Genomic DNA, 16,055 nt, shown 5'->3' with positions numbered 1-16,055 from the left:
GATAATAATTAACTTGTAAAAAATGACGAGATCGCGTTTCACTTTGACTATCATGACTGAATTTGCCTTGTAAAAAATTGATCTTCGTATCAATAAAACAGAATAATCTCACGGATAATATTTTTTATCTCAACTTGGTGGCAATTGATAAAACAGGACTATTTAATCAATACCCTGTTTTTAGTGTAGACGGGTTTATAAGCTGTGATTGGTTAATCGGTGAGTTTTTTTAGTGACAGCCTAGACAACTTTTTCATCTAATTTGATTATCTGAACCACCGCTTATCGAGTAAAGTACAAACACGATGAGGGTGGTTAAAACCTTTAAACTTAATTTCATTCAGTTGAGTAAACTCAAAGTCATCACGGCATTGCGCATAAATAGGATAACTCACCATAATTTTACCGGGTTCAGAATGGTTTTCTAGTCGAGCAGCCAGGTTTACGCCACTGCCAATTGCTCTAAATGCAACAATATCTTCACTGCCAAAGTTACCGACGGTTGCAAAATCCTGATGAATTCCAATACGCAGTTTCACATTATGGTCGATACCAGCTTCAAGCCATTCATCAGATAATTCTTCCATAGCCTGTTGCATTTCAAGTGCCAGGTTGGCGGCAGAATTTGCCTGCTGTTTTTTATCCATGTGTTCCAGAGCACCAAATAAAACAACTAATCCATCCCCAAGTATTTCATTTAACACGCCATTGCGTGCTTCAATTAAATTACCCATTTTACCAAGAAAGCTATTGAGTATTTCGGTAATAGCTTCAGGTTCAAACCGATCAGATACCGATGTAAATCCTGCCAGATCAGCGAATAATACGGTAATTTGCTTACGCTTTGCGACCAGTGGATTATTGGTATCCCCCGTAACAATTTGCTTGACCATTTCTTTTGGAAAGTACTTGCCTAGCCGTTCACATGCCTGTTGCAATGTGGCCGCGTGTGCTTTTTGCTGTTTTGCTTCGATTAAACCACCTAACAAGCGCATAGTATGTAAACGACTTAATAACACTTCACGCTCAATCGGTTTAGCAACATAGTCATTGGCACCCGCTTCAAATCCGGCACTGATATCGCGTGGTTGATAGCGTGCTGACAAAAGTAAAATCGGTAATTCAATGGGCGAGTATTTTTTACGTAGTTTTTTACACACTTCATAGCCCGATAAGCCTGGCATCATGATATCAATAACGGCCATATCAAATTTCTTTTGTTGCGCCAGTTGCACCGCTTTTAGACCATCTTCGGCGCATTCAACACTATAGCCATTCATTTGCAGTAAATCAGACAGTACCTGCAAATTAATCAAATCATCATCAGCAATCAGGACTTTGCCTTTACCTTGTGGCGAATAAACACCATCCGTACGCGTAATGGCTGTCGAGTTGTTATTGGCGTTATTTGTATTGGGCGAATTGATCAACTGTGTATTTGGTTGTGCCACCGTTGATTTGCTATTTTCAATTTCATGAGTGTTTTCCAGCCAGATAGGTACATCAAAATAAAACTTTGATCCTTTATTAACTTCTGACTCTACCCATAGATTACCGCCATGCTCTTCAATTAGTTGATGACTGACTGATAAACCCAGTCCTGTACCACGATTACTGATAATTTCTGGTAACGAAGCCTGTTCAAAGGGTTTAAAAATGATTTCCATTTGCGACTCATCAATCCCAATACCAGTATCACTCACACAAACTTCGACAAAATTACCTTGTACTGTCGCGCTTATTTCAATTTCACCATGGTGGGTATATTTAATGGCATTACCAATCAGATTATGGAGAATTTGCTGAATTCGGTTTTCGTCGGCATAAATAAGTGGCAGTTGATTAGGCAAGCGATTAATCAACTTTAAATTCTTCTCTTCTGCAAGAGGGTAAAGCAGACTAACAACCACATTGGCAATCGAGTAGAGATCGACAGCTTTTCGCTGCAATACCAGATTGTGATGTGACAGTTTCTTAAAATCTAAAATATCATTGATAAGCTGAGCCAGTCGTTTACCACCATCTATAATCATCTGTAAATGATTTAATGTCTTCTGGTTTTGTAAGCCTGCGACCCCTTCTTTTAACGATTCGGCAATACCGATAATACCATTGAGTGGTGTTCTTAATTCATGTGAGGTGTTTGCTAAAAATTCATCTTTTAGCTGATCAACCTTTCTTAAGTGTTCATTGATCGCTTTTTGCTCTTGCAGTTTTTTCTCATGAGAGTTTAAGTAAAAAGCAATTAATGAAATTAAAATAGCAAAATAAATAAAATATGCCCACCAGGTTTTCCACATTGGCGGCTTGATAATAAAGTTGACCAATGTACTTTTATTGACCCATATTCCATCACTGTTGGTTGCTTGCAATTCAAAGGTGTACTGGCTTGGATCGAGATTGGTAAATACCGCTTGGTTTAATCCATCGGAGTTTATCCAATCATCATTGTAAGGTTTGAGACGATATTTAAATCGGTTTCGTTTAGGATGGCGGAAATCCAGACTGGCAAATTCAAACATCAAATCATTGGCATCATATTCCAGTTCAAGCATTTGATTTTGATACAACACCCCTTTTGTTAAAATTGACTTCCCTTGCACTGATATGTCAGTAATTTTCACATTGGGTTGAAAGTTAGTCTGCACTCTTGAAACCGGATTAACAATAGTGACACCATTAACACTGCCAAAATATATTTCACCTGTTGTTGTTCGAATAACTGCATTTCCACTAAATTCATTTGCCGTGAGTCCATCTTCTATCGTGTAGTTCTTGAACTTGATTTTCTCTGGATCAAACTCGGACAATCCCCGGTTAGAGCTCAACCAAAGTTTTCCCGTGGCATCATAAGAGATCCCTAAAATTGCACTGTTGGGTAAACCATCTTTTTCTAGATAACTTTTAAAATAAAAGGTTTCTTTTTGAATTTGTTCCGCAGTTAACACATTCAAGCCATTAAATGTACCAATCCATAAGTTTCCCTGCGGGTCTTTATACAAACTACGAATAGTATTATCACTAATTGAAGTTTCATCACCTGGAATATTTTCAAAGCTAGTTAATGATCCAAACTCCGGATCATATCTTTGTAGACCTTTTCCCCAAGTACCAAACCAGATCATGCCATCGTCATCCTGCAACATCACTCGAATTGAAGCATCCCCTAGTTCTCCTTGGGCAACAAATCGATAATCCTGAACTATTTTGCGCGATTTTTGATCGACTCTGAGTAACCCGTCATCAGTTCCCACCCAGATATTACCAAAATGATCTTTTTCGATCATTCTCACCCGGTTATAACTGACATAGTCACGTGGATAGTTATACCGTTGGATAACTGTCAGCTCTTTGGTTTCGGGTGAAAAGACTCCCAATTGGCCTTGCGTATTACCTAACCAGATCATCCCTTGGTCATCGATAGTAAAGCTATAGATCTGGTTGCCAAAAGGACGCTGATTAGAGGCTTCAAATGCCAAAAAGTGCTCAAACTGATTGGTATTTGGATCGTAACGATTTAAACCCAGAGGCGTCGAAAGCCATATCATTCCTTGTTTATCTTCTTCAATATCCCATACAAATTCATGAGATAAGCTGTTTTTTTCATGAGGTGAATGAGTCAGTCGTGACATTCGATTAGCAAAAGAAATGGTGGTACTGATGCCGCCACCGGCTGTACCGACCCAGATTAAACCGGAATTATCCTGATAAAGGCTCCATATCGCATTAATGGTTAAACTGTGGCTATCGGCAGAGTTTCGTTCAATATGGATAAACTGGTTAGAGCCTTTGCGCCGAATATTAATACCACCTTCCTCTGTGCCCACCCACAAATCACCATTGCGCATTCTTAATATGGTACGAATATCGTTATCATTTAAACTGCCCGGCTTTCCCTTAATATGCTGATGGTGTTCAAATTTCATTTGATCGGGGCTTAAGTGATAAAGTCCGTCGAGTCGTGTACCAATCCATAAACTGTTATCTGTATCGAGATAAAGATCGTTGATTTGCTTGGGAGAATTAGACCGATTGTAGGTAGTAAATACCTGTTGCTCGACATCAAAATGAGCTAGCGCTTCTGTACTGGCAACCCATAAATGGCCATCACCATCATCAACAATATCAACAATTGCGCCATGAGGTAATGATTGATTATCAAGCGGATTATGATAAAAATGTGCAAATGCCTGTTTTTCGGGTAAATATAAGTTTAAACCGTGGGTTGTCCCAATCCAGATTCGGCCTTTTTTATCTTGATGAATAACGCGAACCTGCGGATGACTTAAACTGTCGAAATCATTTTCACTGGCAACAAACCGAACAAATTCACCGGTGTCAGGATTAAAGCGATTGACACCATTTTGATCGGTACCAATCCATAAGAACCCCTGTTTATCTTCGATAATTGACACTACAATATTATTAGATAACGAAGTCGGATCTTGCGGATTATTTTTAAAATTAACAAATCGATATCCATCAAAGCGGGTTAAGCCATCATAAGTACCAATCCAGATAAACCCCTGGCTATCCTGAAAAATGGTATTTACGGTACTTTGCGGCAGCCCTTGCTCGGTGCCAATATGTAAAAAACTGATTGAATTTCGATTTGCCAACGCAGGCAAAGCTAACCCAATAAAAATCAGGTTAAGCAAAACATATAAAATGTGAATTCGGCTGGAAATTTTCAAGAATAATTACGTACGTTAAGAATAATTTATTCGCTATTCTAGTAGCATAAAAAGTAACGCATTATGAACAAAAAGTCATTGGAAATTGAGGTAATTCTCAATTTTTTGTATAAAACTCCGACACTTTTCAAACTATGCAATCAAAAAACAGGTTTAAAGGTGAACTTTAATGACACGCAGTGTGCAATTACACTTGTTGTTTTTCATTCAACACCGTGAACTATTTTGCGGTACATTCAGGGTTGAGTTCAAGCAACAATACGAAATTCAAAAATAACTTTTTTCATTAATATGATGCCGATCATAATGACATTCATTAAATACAGGAATAACTAATGCCGCAATTATCAGACTCGCTGGCAACAGAAACCCGCTCACTAGACAGTGTACCACATGCGCCCGACCGAGCCGAGCCCATTGGTTTTTTGCTCCGCTTAGCCAAAGCATTGCATACATATGGATTACCTGCCTATGAGCTGGAAAATACCATGAATGGCTGTGCCGAGGCATTAGGCTACGGTATTCAATGTATGTCTTTACCCACATCAATCAGTCTGACCCTACTACCACCTAACGAGAAGCCACAGACCTTTATGATACGGGTAGCGCCTGGTGAAATTAATATGGAAAAGTTGCGAAAAACCAGTGCAATCGCTCAATTGGTTATCGCCGGTGTTTTAACCAGTCAAGATGGTGCAGCTCGCCTAAAGAAAATTTCACTCAGTAAATCAGAGTACCCTTGGTGGATAATCATTTTATCTTTTGCGGTGGCTTCGGCTTGTATTGCGCGAATATTTTCTGGCGGCATCACCGAAATGCTGGCCGCCAGCAGCGTTGGTCTGATGGTCGGCACCTGGGTGTTGGTTGCTCGCTTTCAACCACTGGTTGATCATTTATTACCGTCAATATGCGCATTTACTGCTACCTTGTTTGCCATCATGGTTCATCATTATCTACATGATATTGCCATTTCTGTTGTTGTTATATCGGGCATCATTATTTTGTTACCCGGTTTATCGTTAACCATCGCAATGGCAGAACTTGCGACCCAAAATATGGTGTCGGGTACAGCTCGCCTGGCAGGCGCAGCAACTGTTTTTATTCAATTGGCATTTGGCAGTGCACTGGCAGTCGAAATTGGTAAGCTGCTGGCATTTGATATTCGGGGCAGTGAAGTTTCCCCCGTCCCCTTGTGGTCTGTCTGGATTGCTGTATCAGGTGCAGCGATATCACTAGTACCTTTGTTTGAAGCACGTAAAATTGACGTGACCTGGTTTTTATTAGCCGCCCTAAGTGCATTTACCTCAGTCTATTTTGCATCGATGGTATTAGGCGCCTCATTAGGCGCTTTTTGTGGCGCAATTGTTATAGGCTTACTGGCCAAATGGAGCTCGCGTCTGTTTTTAATACCCGGCGCAATGATTATGATGCCCGGTTTTATTATTCTGGTACCTGGCGCAGTTGGCTATCGCAGCATGATGGCATTAGTCGATAAAGATATTTTAGGCGGATTACAAACCGCATTTGAAGTTGCGGTTATTGGTATAGCGCTAGTCGCTGGCTTTTTAATGTCATCAATGGTTCCATTACCTAAAGATAAACCCAAAGATGAATATTAAAGTGCTGAGCTCAATGCAGTATAACGCTTTGATTTAACTCAATTTAAGATTTTGAGCGAGAATCTGCTGCGTAAACTGCGGCCGCAAATAAAACCCTCGAGGTAAAGTTTCAATTAATTGTCCTTGACGGTTGGTTGTTCTTGTCAGCACCTTGGAGTTTGCTGCTTTTGGACGAACCTGTAGTACCTCACCATCACGCGCATTTAATTGATCGATTTTGCCAAGACTAACCAGTTCAATAGCATTTTCCCAATCCATTTTTAACAGGTGCATCTCAGCTTCACTCGGTCGCCATAAAAAAGGCGTGGCCACTCGAAATTCAGTGACAGACTGTCCAGCGGTTCTAGCAACGGGCACCCAAAGAACATGCTGTAACTTGCGGTAAACAGCGCTTAACTGCCAACAGCCAAAGGTTTCATCGTCTAAATTGTTATAAAGATTCAGTACGCATACATAAGTGGATTCTAATACCTTACCGTTATAATCAATAGGCAATGTTTTCAACTCAATATCCAGCAAGGAAAAATCTGGCTGCGACAAGTTTCCAGAATCAGCACCTAAAAACTTTTCTATCATTTGTCCTTGCCAGCCTTTTTTGCGAGTGAGACTGGCAGGCACCTCAATTTGCATCAATTGAGCAATCTCACCGATTGAACGACCCGACATACTTTCGGCTCGAACCATTAATTCATCAATTGTTTTTGGGGAATCCATTTGGCATATCTATTTTTGGTTGTAATTTGTGCAAAAATCTACAATTCAATCGTCAGTTTGACAGATATATTCAAAGAAATTTGCTGAATGGTCAAATGTGTGTTTGAATTAGTTCATAAAGAACTTAAATTGGTATCGATAAGTGATTGATTCAGAGGGATTTCGAGCCAACATTGGCATTATTGTATGCAATGATTTTGGCAATCTGCTCTGGACCAGACGCATAGGACAGAATTCCTGGCAATTTCCTCAAGGTGGAGTGGATGCAGGCGAAACTCCAGAACAAGCATTGTTTCGAGAGTTAAAGGAAGAGATTGGGTTAGACAGGCAAGACGTAAAAATTCTTGGCTCAACAAAAAACTGGTTAAAATACCGCTTACCTAATCGCTATATCCGACAGGATAGCTATCCTTTATGTGTAGGCCAAAAGCAGAAATGGTACATGTTAAGGCTCGTTTCAAACGAGTCTAAAATACATTTTGATGAAACCGGACACCCGGAGTTTGACCACTTTATGTGGGTAAACTACTGGTATCCTATGCGTCAGGTGATTTCGTTTAAGCAAGAAGTCTATCGCCAGGCTTTAGGTGAATTGATTAATTGCGTCATTGAAAACGTTAACCGACAGCGTAAACAACAGCGTAACCGCAAACATGTTCGCAAAGGCAAATCTCAGGAATAGAGTCTAAAATAATACCTTCACTCAAGAAGGAGGCAAGCATTGCTAGAACAACTGAGGCAAGTGACCCAGGCAGTCAGCCTGGCTAGTGGAAAACAGGACGCACTGGATGTCATTGTCGATGAAGTCTGTAAGGCCCTAAATGTCGAGGTATGCTCCATTTACCTTGCAGACTATCACACCAATGAATTCGTTCTAATGGCCAATCGCGGCTTGAGTCAACAGCTCATTGGACAGATTCGCCTAGCATTTAACGAAGGATTGGTTGGCCTTATTGGGCAAAGAGAAGAGCCTATCCATTTGCATCAAGCCAAAAAACATCCCTCCTATACTCAATCGACCAGCCATTTTGATGATAATTTAAATGCCTTTTTGGGAGTCCCCATTATTTATCAACGCCAAGTATTAGGTGTGTTGGTCATTCAGCAACAAGAACAACGGCGATTTCATCTGGATGAAGAAACGTTTCTAATAACTCTTGCGGCACAACTATCGGCATTACTCTCAAACTCTGAAATCAATGATTTGTTTGAAACAGCCGATGCAACCAGCCCGCTGATTCATAGTCTATGCGGCAGTGCCGCTTCTCCGGGTATTGCAATTGGACAAGCCCGCGTTATTTTTCCTCCAGAAAACATCCACAGCGTGCCAGATCGAAAAACTGAAGATATTCAGGGCGAGCTAAAAAATCTCACTGCCGCAGTTAAAGCCACTCACCGCCAGCTAGAAAGAATGTCACGCCGTATGCAGGGCCTGGTATCGGAACAAGAGCTATCGTTATTTGCAGCCTACAAACAAATTTTGATTTCTAAAGGGCTCAGTGATGAGGTAGAAAAACAAATTCAGCAAGGCTATTGGGCACCAACCGCTTTAAGGATTGTTATTCAAAAGCATTTGAAAGCTTTTTTATCCATGGACGATCCCTATTTGCGTGAACGTGCCAATGACATTGAAGATTTAGCCAATCGAGTACTGGCCCATTTGCAAAGGGCCAATAATACTATTCAGACGATTGAACCAGAAACGATTGTGGTGGCAGAAAGCATTACCGCCGCCATGTTAGCAGAATTGCCCACCGATAAAGTAGCAGGAATCATTTCTGTTAAGGGCTCTTCTACATCCCATGCTGCAATTTTGGCAAAAGCACTCGGTATTCCGGCCATTATGGGGATCGAAAATTTTCCGCTCACGCGAATCGAAAATCGCTCATTGATTATTGATGGCTATAATGGACAGCTTTATCTCTCGCCGAATCCAGCTTTAGTCAACCAATTTAAAGAGCTTATCGAAGAAGAAAAACAACTTTCTTATGAATTGACTCGTGACAAAGGACTACCCAATACCACCAAAGATGGATTTCGCATTAAGCTAATGATTAATTGCAATTATGGAACAGATTTGCATAAAGCTCGGTTACTGGGTGCCAATGGCGTTGGTTTATTTCGCAGTGAACTGGCTTTTATGCAGCTGGAACAATTTCCCTCAGAGAGTGCGCAAAGTGTTATTTACCGAGAACTGTTCGAAGAATTTAAACACTCCACCATTACCATTCGTACCCTCGACATCGGCGGTGACAAACAATTATCCTATTTTCCAATCAAAGAAGAAAATCCCTTTTTAGGCTGGCGTGGTATTCGTGTCACCTTAGATCACCCAGAAATATTTCTAGTTCAATTACGCGCGATATTTAAGGCAAGTGCCGGGTACAGTAAGCTAAAATTAGCACTCCCCATGGTATCAACGCTGGAAGAGCTAAATGAGTGTTATCGTTTGATTCATCAAGCATTTGCCGAAGTCGAAGAAGAACTCAAGTTTACTCATAAAGTGTTAAAAAAGCCCAAAATAGGTATCACGCTCGAAGTTCCGGCAGCGTTATTTAATCTGACCACTTTTACCAAAAGAGTTGATTTTATTTCTATTGGCACTAACGATTTGATTCAATATTTAATGGCGGTTGATCGCAATAATCTGCAAGTAAAAAGCCTGTATAGCCACTATCAACCCTCGGTATTACATGCACTCAAACAAATTGCAACTGAATGTGATAAGTCATCAACGCCTATACAGGTATGTGGTGAAATGGCTGCAGATCAGCTGGCAGCGCTGCTGTTGGTAGGTATGGGTTATCATGATTTGAGTATGAACGTCATCAGTCTGGCTAAAGTCAAACGCGCAATTTCGCGATTTGAATTGGCAGAGTTACAAGATATGGCAGCAACCGTACTAACCTTCGAAACCGAAGTTAAAATCAAGCGCTATATGATGAAAATGATTGAAAATAAAGGTCTTGGCGGCCTGGTTCGAGCAGGAATTTAAACCTACTTTATCAACAGCTTCATATGCCACGCATATCAATATCGTTTGAGATTGATTAAACTACACACTAGTTTTTCATAAACAGTCGATTTTGCATTGCTGGAAATTATCATTATTTTTGTTTTGGCAGGCTTAGCCGCGGGTTTTCTTGCTGGATTACTCGGTATTGGCGGCGGCTTTGTTATCGTACCGGTTTTAATTTGGGCGCTACCTTTAGCCGGAATATCACAAGCACAGGTCATACACTGTGCTATTGGTACATCACTGTTATGTATTTGTGTTACCGCAATATCTTCAACCCGCGCCCATCATGCTCGTCAATCGGTTAAGTGGTCAATTTTACCGCTCATTATTCCGGGTCTTATCACGGGGTCACTAATTGGCTCAACTACCGCTGCCTATTTGAATGATACCGCGTTAGTCTCAATATTTGTGGCAGGTGCATTTGCCACTGGCGGTTACCTGTTATCAGGTCATTCCCCGCAACAGCATCCCAAACCTTCACGTTGGCCCGAAATGCTCTATGGTACTTTTACCGGAACGGCATCAACACTGATGGGAATTGGCGGAGGTTCACTTTTAGTACCATTTTTAATTTATCGCGGAAATAAAGTTGTTGAATCCGTTGGTACGGCGGCCGCTTGTGGCATTCCAATTGCCCTATTCGGTGCAACCGGCTATGCCATTGCGGGCTGGTCTGAGCAATCAGTAGATTATGCAATCGGATACCTATACTGGCCCGCCTTTTTGGGCATTGTGCTTTTTTCCAGTTTAAGTGCGCCACTTGGGGCAAAAGTGGCGCATCGAATATCCCCCATTTATTTACGCCGCTTATTTGCAGGATTCCTTTTTTTAACGGGGCTTCAGCTGATCTATGGTCACTGGTTTTAATAAACCGTGTGAGGCAGCGTCTTAATCCTTTATAATGCCTTTCAATATTGATTAAATTAATAGCGACAGACTTGTTACTATGGAATTTCCAAACTTTGATCCGGTCATCTTTCAAATCTGGGGTCCAATAGGACTGAACTGGTACGGTTTAACTTACCTGTTAGGTTTTGTTGGGGCCTGGTGGATGGGCACTGTGCGCAGTAAAAAACCAAACAGCCCTTATAATGCCGAACAAGTGAGCGACTTTCTATTTTATGCTTTCCTTGGTGTCGTTTTAGGTGGACGCATCGGCTATGTACTGTTTTATCAATTTCCCCTATTTATTGAAAACCCGCTATATCTGTTTCGTATTTGGGATGGTGGCATGTCATTTCATGGTGGATTATTGGGCGTAATACTCGCTTTTTGGTATTTTGCCCGTAAAACCCAAACCGGTTTTTTCGATATTGCCGACTTTTTTGCACCAATGGCACCAATCGGATTGGCAACCGGTCGAATGGGAAATTTTATTAACGGCGAATTATGGGGACGAGTGACCGACGTCAGCTCAACCCCGTGGGCAATGCATTTTCCCCATGATCCGGCTGGCGTTTATCGACATCCCTCCATGTTGTATGAATGTGCGCTCGAAGGGGTTTTGCTATTTATTATTTTGTATTTTTATAGTCGAAATCCAAAGCCTAAAATGGCGGTTAGTGGACTATTTTTACTAGGATATGGTAGTTTTCGTTTTTTAGTGGAATATTATCGCGAGCCAGACGCTCATTTAAAAGAATTAGCAGAGTTTTTATCGATGGGACAAATTTTATCTTTACCCATGATCATTATCGGTCTGGTTATGATAATTATTGCCTATCAAAAACACAAACCAGCGACCGATGAGCCTGCAGTTAAATCGGCAAAAGCAAAGTAATTGATTAGTCAGGTAATGAGTCGTAACATTTGGGACAAACTAATTTGCATTATTTGGCATAATATATCCATTTACCAAGCCTGTTACTGCTCAATTAAAGGTACAGGCCAACACTGTACAATAGTGAATACTGTGAGACCAATACGTTGAAACAATATTTAGACATGATCCAACACGTAATGGATAACGGCGTCGATAAAGGTGACCGCACGGGTACCGGCACGCGCAGTGTGTTTGGTTATCAAATGCGATTTAATCTGCAACAGGGTTTTCCGTTGGTCACCACCAAAAAACTCCACATTCGCTCAATCATGATTGAATTACTCTGGTTTTTAAATGGTGATACCAACATAAAATATTTGCAGGATCAGGGTGTCAGTATTTGGGATGAATGGGCTGATGAAAATGGTGATCTGGGACCCGTTTATGGTGAGCAGTGGCGGCGCTGGAAAAAACCCGATGGAACAACGGTAGATCAAATTGCCAATGTTGTTGAAACCATTAAAAATAACCCAAACAGTCGCCGTATTATGGTTGTTGCCTACAATCCTGGGGTGGCTGATGAAATGGCCCTCCCCCCTTGTCATTCGTTGTTTCAGTTTTACGTTGCCAATAATCGTTTATCTTGCCAGCTTTATCAGCGAAGCTGTGATATTTTTTTAGGTGTACCTTTTAATATTGCCTCATATGCTTTGTTAACACACATGATGGCGCAGCAATGTGATTTAGATGTTGGAGAATTTATTTGGAGTGGTGGCGATGTTCATTTATATGCAAACCACTTTGAACAGGCTAAATGCCAATTATCGCGTGACCCGCTACCGCTACCTAAACTGAATATTTTGCGTAAACCTAAAGATATATTCAGCTATCAATATGAAGATTTTGAGATTGTCGATTATCAATCACATCCGCATATTAAAGCCCCAGTTGCCATTTAACCAGCCAGAGAGATCTTATGAATCAACCAATTATTTCTTTAGTGGCTGCAATGGCTAACAATCGGGTCATTGGCAAAGATAATCAGATGCCCTGGCATCTACCTGCAGACTTAAAACATTTTAAAAATACAACGATGCACAAGCCCATTATTATGGGTAGAAAAACTTTTGAGTCTATTGGCAAAGCACTTCCTGGTCGGCAAAATATCGTGATTACACGACAGACTGACTATATTGCAGAAAATTGTACACTAGTCGGCTCACTTGAAGCGGCCATAAAGTGCGTTCAATCTGTAGAAGAAATTATGATCATTGGTGGTGGCAATTTGTATGCTCAAGCATTACCAATGGCCAACAGACTTTATTTAACTTTAATTGATTTAGTCGTCGATGGTGATACACAGTTTCCAGCCTACGAACATCTGGATTTAACTGTGATACAACAGCAGTCGTTTACCGCTGACGAAAAAAATCCTTATGACTATCAATTTATTGATTATTATATTAACTGAAACAGAGGTGTGATTATGTCTGGACAAGGTTCTGCCGGCAACGTACTTGCTGCATTATGTAGCTTTTTTATTCCTGGATTAGGCCAGTTATTACAAGGTCGTTTATTACTTGCTATTGTTCAATTTGTCTTGGCTGCGGTTATGTGGATATTTCTCTTAGGCTGGTTAATCCACCTTTGGTCAATCATTGATGCAGCACTATTCAAACCAGATCGCTCATAAAGCCGATCTGTTATAAACCCAAGGGCGATAAAACCAATCGCCCATAAGCCCACAGATTTATCACAAAATTACAAATCAACTCATATGCAGGTTGGCATTGGTAATCACGCAGCAACACTTAAAGTTTATAATGCGAATCAACCTGACCTACCATTTATAAAAGCCAAAACACCTATCACACCATTAGGCAGCGGCGATATTGAGCGCATTAATCAAATAAACGGTAATCATTGGCGCAAAATATTCAATTGCCTGGCGAAGGTTTCCAATCTGATTGAGACACCTCTCAATATCCCTTGGCAAGTCTTTAGAGATGAAAAACTATTACGTGAAAAAAGTAATCAAGCGATTATTTTTGCCGAATTGAGCCAAACTAAAAAAATTCTACAGCAGCACATCGATTTAACTAATCAACTGCCCAACAGTTCCAACATGCCTGACTGTTCTCAAGTACCGAGTCAATCGAAACGCCCCATCGAAATTCATATTATTTGCGGCAAGCAATTTTTTAACCATCTAAACCTAGCCGTTGATTACTACTGGCAAGACGATGCATTTGCAATAGCACCAAAAAATAATATTATAGTGTCTCCTTATTTTGATTATCGTCAATTATCAAACCAAAAAATTGAGTCACTAGTACAATTGATTCAATATCTGCGAAGCGTTTAAAATGACTTATTGTGTCATTAAAAATTAACGTGTTTTAATTAGCCAACCAGATCGCTTCACACCAATCCCATATATTTTCCCAATAGTCATCTGTTAATTCTCCCGCTTGCCAATAATAAATTTCTCCAGACGAATTAATACAATAATAATTATCACCAAGTTGACAAATTGGCAAATATTCTCGTGGCAAACCTTGATCCCAAGCTAAAGCGGCAACCTCTGGTAAAAAAGTATGCTGATTTGGATCGGTTGCGGTGACCGGTTCTATTGCACCTAAAATATGATGGCTAACCAGCAATAGAAACTCTCTCAAATCATAAGGTAAAGACATTAAAAGCTGTTCTTCAATTTCTACCAGCTCATCTTCATCAGGTGGTTCATTTTCAACTAACTGCGGGATCGCTCGACTTTGTATGAGTGCAATTACATTTTCTTTCATTGAACAGTCTACTTACCAAACAAGGATATCGGCATTATATCGAAAGCAAGTATTTAAGCCATAAAATAATTTTTATAACACCAGTTATTGTCACAGCTTGATGGAGTATTATTTCAAAAAGCTTCTCTCAATACTTTGTAAAAACAAACTACTCATCAATTTTAGTGATTATTGGTTAATATTATTATTTTTGTTAAGTTCCTGAAGGGTAAATAATGATGCCAAATCGATAATTGGCACTGACTTTTTCTGATACTGAAAGCAACGCGTGATAATCGTATGTGGTAAGCGAATAGATGACGCTAATGGGCAAATTCGGGATTCATAAATCTGAATAAAAACGGGCGGTTTAAAACACTCGAGCCCCGCATAATGCGCTTTTTTATTCAGCCAATATTTTACAATCATTACCTGATTACAAGAAACATTTTCATTAACAGCCAGATTAGAAAGATTACACACGGGTAACATCCGCTGTTTCCAACGTAAAGTTTTATGACAATATTGCGGCGACAAAGGAACATTGATCATACGCGGATTAACAACGATTTCCTGTAATGCATGAATACCAAAAGCAATCGCGTCATTTTCACGATACTCAACCAACCAAGCATTCGAAACTTTTGATGATTCACCCATCATTGACTCTCCTCTGTTGAGTTAAATTTTTCCAAAAATCTGATTGAGACTTCGCGATGCACTATCAATCTGAGACAAATTTTCTGATTGCAGCCGCTCACATTGAGGTGTTGTTATTTCATAACATGGTGGAATAAAGTTGAGTAATTTGTAAAAATCAATCACAAAATAATAATGCGGTTCAATAAATAGAACTTTAATAATTGGAGACTTGGGCGTTTTCATTAGCCAAGGGAGCTCAGCTTCTTCTTTTATTGAACGAGCATCAGTAAATACAACATTTTTACAAAAAACACCTAATGAAAAACTTTTATCGGTTAAAAAAACAATTCGCTTTCTGGTTTGCGCGTTGGCGTGGGTAATAGTGAAGTTTCTATCAAAGGTTAAGCAAGGTACATTACGATAAAGTGAGCGACCACTGGACTCCCCTAATTCATCAATTAAAAGTACCGATTTAACAAAGTGAATATCAACCGCAACTCTCAAGCCATCCCAATCCATTAGACAGTATTCACCTTGAGTCAGGCTGATATATTGCGCAGAGCGCGCCATCCATCGTGAAGTAAAATCTTTCTTTTTCATTGCCATTAAACAATATCCTTGATTAGATTTTTAAATTACAGCCGCTAAAATTTATTCCGATTAAATTCAATTCGGTTTTTCCAGTAAAGACAAATGTTTTTATATTTCATCCAGTTTTTGGATACATAAGCGTTGAGCAATCACTGAGTTATGCAAAGTTTAGCACAGGATTTTTAAAAGGATAAAAAAGCGTAAAAAGATTGGTCAGAACAGCACAATGAG

General features: G+C 40.0%; 14 protein-coding genes. 9 read left to right on the top strand and 5 right to left on the bottom strand.

Translation table 11 applies throughout. The annotated features are described in order from the left end of the window. Positions 1-266 precede the first annotated feature (266 nt). Positions 267-4,694 (bottom strand): two-component regulator propeller domain-containing protein, encoded by a 4,428-nt coding sequence (locus tag ABVT42_RS09760; RefSeq protein WP_353874503.1) that lies wholly within the window; start codon positions 4,692-4,694, stop codon positions 267-269. Between the two features lie 335 nt (positions 4,695-5,029). Between ABVT42_RS09760 and ABVT42_RS09755 the strand changes: the two genes are divergently transcribed. Next, the gene (locus tag ABVT42_RS09755; protein ID WP_353874504.1) at positions 5,030-6,313 is read left to right on the top strand and encodes a threonine/serine exporter family protein; all 1,284 of its coding nucleotides are present in this window, start codon (positions 5,030-5,032) and stop codon (positions 6,311-6,313) included. A 33-nt stretch (positions 6,314-6,346) separates the two neighbouring features. On the opposite strand, the gene mutH is transcribed toward ABVT42_RS09755, so the two are convergent. Next, positions 6,347-7,027 (bottom strand): DNA mismatch repair endonuclease MutH, encoded by a 681-nt coding sequence (mutH, locus tag ABVT42_RS09750; RefSeq protein WP_353874505.1) that lies wholly within the window; start codon positions 7,025-7,027, stop codon positions 6,347-6,349. A 142-nt stretch (positions 7,028-7,169) separates the two neighbouring features. On the opposite strand from mutH, the gene rppH reads away from it, so the two are divergent. The 8 genes from rppH to ABVT42_RS09710 all read left to right on the top strand — a co-directional run bounded on the left by rppH (position 7,170) and on the right by ABVT42_RS09710 (position 14,173). Then, positions 7,170-7,709: an RNA pyrophosphohydrolase gene (rppH, locus tag ABVT42_RS09745; RefSeq protein ID WP_353874506.1), complete on the top strand. Its 540-nt coding sequence runs from the start codon at positions 7,170-7,172 to the stop codon at positions 7,707-7,709. Between the two features lie 39 nt (positions 7,710-7,748). Further along, a complete protein-coding gene (gene ptsP, locus ABVT42_RS09740; RefSeq protein WP_367023727.1) occupies positions 7,749-10,022 on the top strand; it encodes a phosphoenolpyruvate--protein phosphotransferase in 2,274 nt (757 codons plus the stop codon). Positions 10,023-10,118: 96 nt separating this feature from the next. Next, complete coding sequence (locus tag ABVT42_RS09735; RefSeq protein ID WP_353874508.1) at positions 10,119-10,913, top strand: sulfite exporter TauE/SafE family protein; 795 nt, start codon at positions 10,119-10,121, stop codon at positions 10,911-10,913. 79 nt (positions 10,914-10,992) lie between these two features. Further along, the gene (gene lgt, locus ABVT42_RS09730) at positions 10,993-11,826 is read left to right on the top strand and encodes a prolipoprotein diacylglyceryl transferase (RefSeq protein ID WP_353874509.1); all 834 of its coding nucleotides are present in this window, start codon (positions 10,993-10,995) and stop codon (positions 11,824-11,826) included. 146 nt (positions 11,827-11,972) lie between these two features. After that, complete coding sequence (gene thyA, locus ABVT42_RS09725; RefSeq protein ID WP_353874510.1) at positions 11,973-12,767, top strand: thymidylate synthase; 795 nt, start codon at positions 11,973-11,975, stop codon at positions 12,765-12,767. 17 nt (positions 12,768-12,784) lie between these two features. Continuing rightward, a complete protein-coding gene (gene folA / locus ABVT42_RS09720; protein ID WP_353874511.1) occupies positions 12,785-13,279 on the top strand; it encodes a type 3 dihydrofolate reductase in 495 nt (164 codons plus the stop codon). A gap of 15 nt (positions 13,280-13,294) precedes the next feature. Further along, the gene (locus ABVT42_RS09715) at positions 13,295-13,501 is read left to right on the top strand and encodes a hypothetical protein (RefSeq protein WP_353874512.1); all 207 of its coding nucleotides are present in this window, start codon (positions 13,295-13,297) and stop codon (positions 13,499-13,501) included. Positions 13,502-13,585: 84 nt separating this feature from the next. Then, positions 13,586-14,173 carry a DUF6942 family protein gene (locus ABVT42_RS09710; protein ID WP_353874513.1) on the top strand — a complete coding sequence of 196 codons (588 nt, stop codon included), beginning with the start codon at positions 13,586-13,588 and terminating at the stop codon, positions 14,171-14,173. 34 nt (positions 14,174-14,207) lie between these two features. On the opposite strand, the gene ABVT42_RS09705 is transcribed toward ABVT42_RS09710, so the two are convergent. The 3 genes from ABVT42_RS09705 to ABVT42_RS09695 all read right to left on the bottom strand — a co-directional run bounded on the left by ABVT42_RS09705 (position 14,208) and on the right by ABVT42_RS09695 (position 15,839). Beyond that, on the bottom strand, positions 14,208-14,612 hold the full coding sequence (locus ABVT42_RS09705) for an SMI1/KNR4 family protein (RefSeq protein ID WP_353874514.1): 405 nt from the start codon (positions 14,610-14,612) through the stop codon (positions 14,208-14,210). A 168-nt stretch (positions 14,613-14,780) separates the two neighbouring features. Continuing rightward, on the bottom strand, positions 14,781-15,254 hold the full coding sequence (locus ABVT42_RS09700) for a hypothetical protein (RefSeq protein WP_353874515.1): 474 nt from the start codon (positions 15,252-15,254) through the stop codon (positions 14,781-14,783). Positions 15,255-15,272: 18 nt separating this feature from the next. After that, complete coding sequence (locus ABVT42_RS09695; protein WP_353874516.1) at positions 15,273-15,839, bottom strand: hypothetical protein; 567 nt, start codon at positions 15,837-15,839, stop codon at positions 15,273-15,275. Positions 15,840-16,055 lie beyond the last annotated feature (216 nt).

The organism is Aliikangiella maris (genome assembly GCF_040719265.1).
GTDB lineage: Bacteria > Pseudomonadota > Gammaproteobacteria > Enterobacterales > Kangiellaceae > Aliikangiella > Aliikangiella maris.
This window is presented reverse-complemented; position numbering and strand designations above follow the sequence as displayed.

What these genes read in the sequence shown, in the direction of transcription:
- ABVT42_RS09755 (WP_353874504.1), top strand. Translation starts at nt 5,030, where the DNA reads ATGCCGCAATTATCAGACTCGCTGGCAACAGAAACCCGCTCACTAGAC.
- mutH (WP_353874505.1), bottom strand. Translation starts at nt 7,027, where the DNA reads ATGGATTCCCCAAAAACAATTGATGAATTAATGGTTCGAGCCGAAAGT.
- lgt (WP_353874509.1), top strand. Translation starts at nt 10,993, where the DNA reads ATGGAATTTCCAAACTTTGATCCGGTCATCTTTCAAATCTGGGGTCCA.
- folA (WP_353874511.1), top strand. Translation starts at nt 12,785, where the DNA reads ATGAATCAACCAATTATTTCTTTAGTGGCTGCAATGGCTAACAATCGG.
- ABVT42_RS09715 (WP_353874512.1), top strand. Translation starts at nt 13,295, where the DNA reads ATGTCTGGACAAGGTTCTGCCGGCAACGTACTTGCTGCATTATGTAGC.
- ABVT42_RS09710 (WP_353874513.1), top strand. Translation starts at nt 13,586, where the DNA reads ATGCAGGTTGGCATTGGTAATCACGCAGCAACACTTAAAGTTTATAAT.
- ABVT42_RS09705 (WP_353874514.1), bottom strand. Translation starts at nt 14,612, where the DNA reads ATGAAAGAAAATGTAATTGCACTCATACAAAGTCGAGCGATCCCGCAG.
- ABVT42_RS09700 (WP_353874515.1), bottom strand. Translation starts at nt 15,254, where the DNA reads ATGATGGGTGAATCATCAAAAGTTTCGAATGCTTGGTTGGTTGAGTAT.
- ABVT42_RS09695 (WP_353874516.1), bottom strand. Translation starts at nt 15,839, where the DNA reads ATGGCAATGAAAAAGAAAGATTTTACTTCACGATGGATGGCGCGCTCT.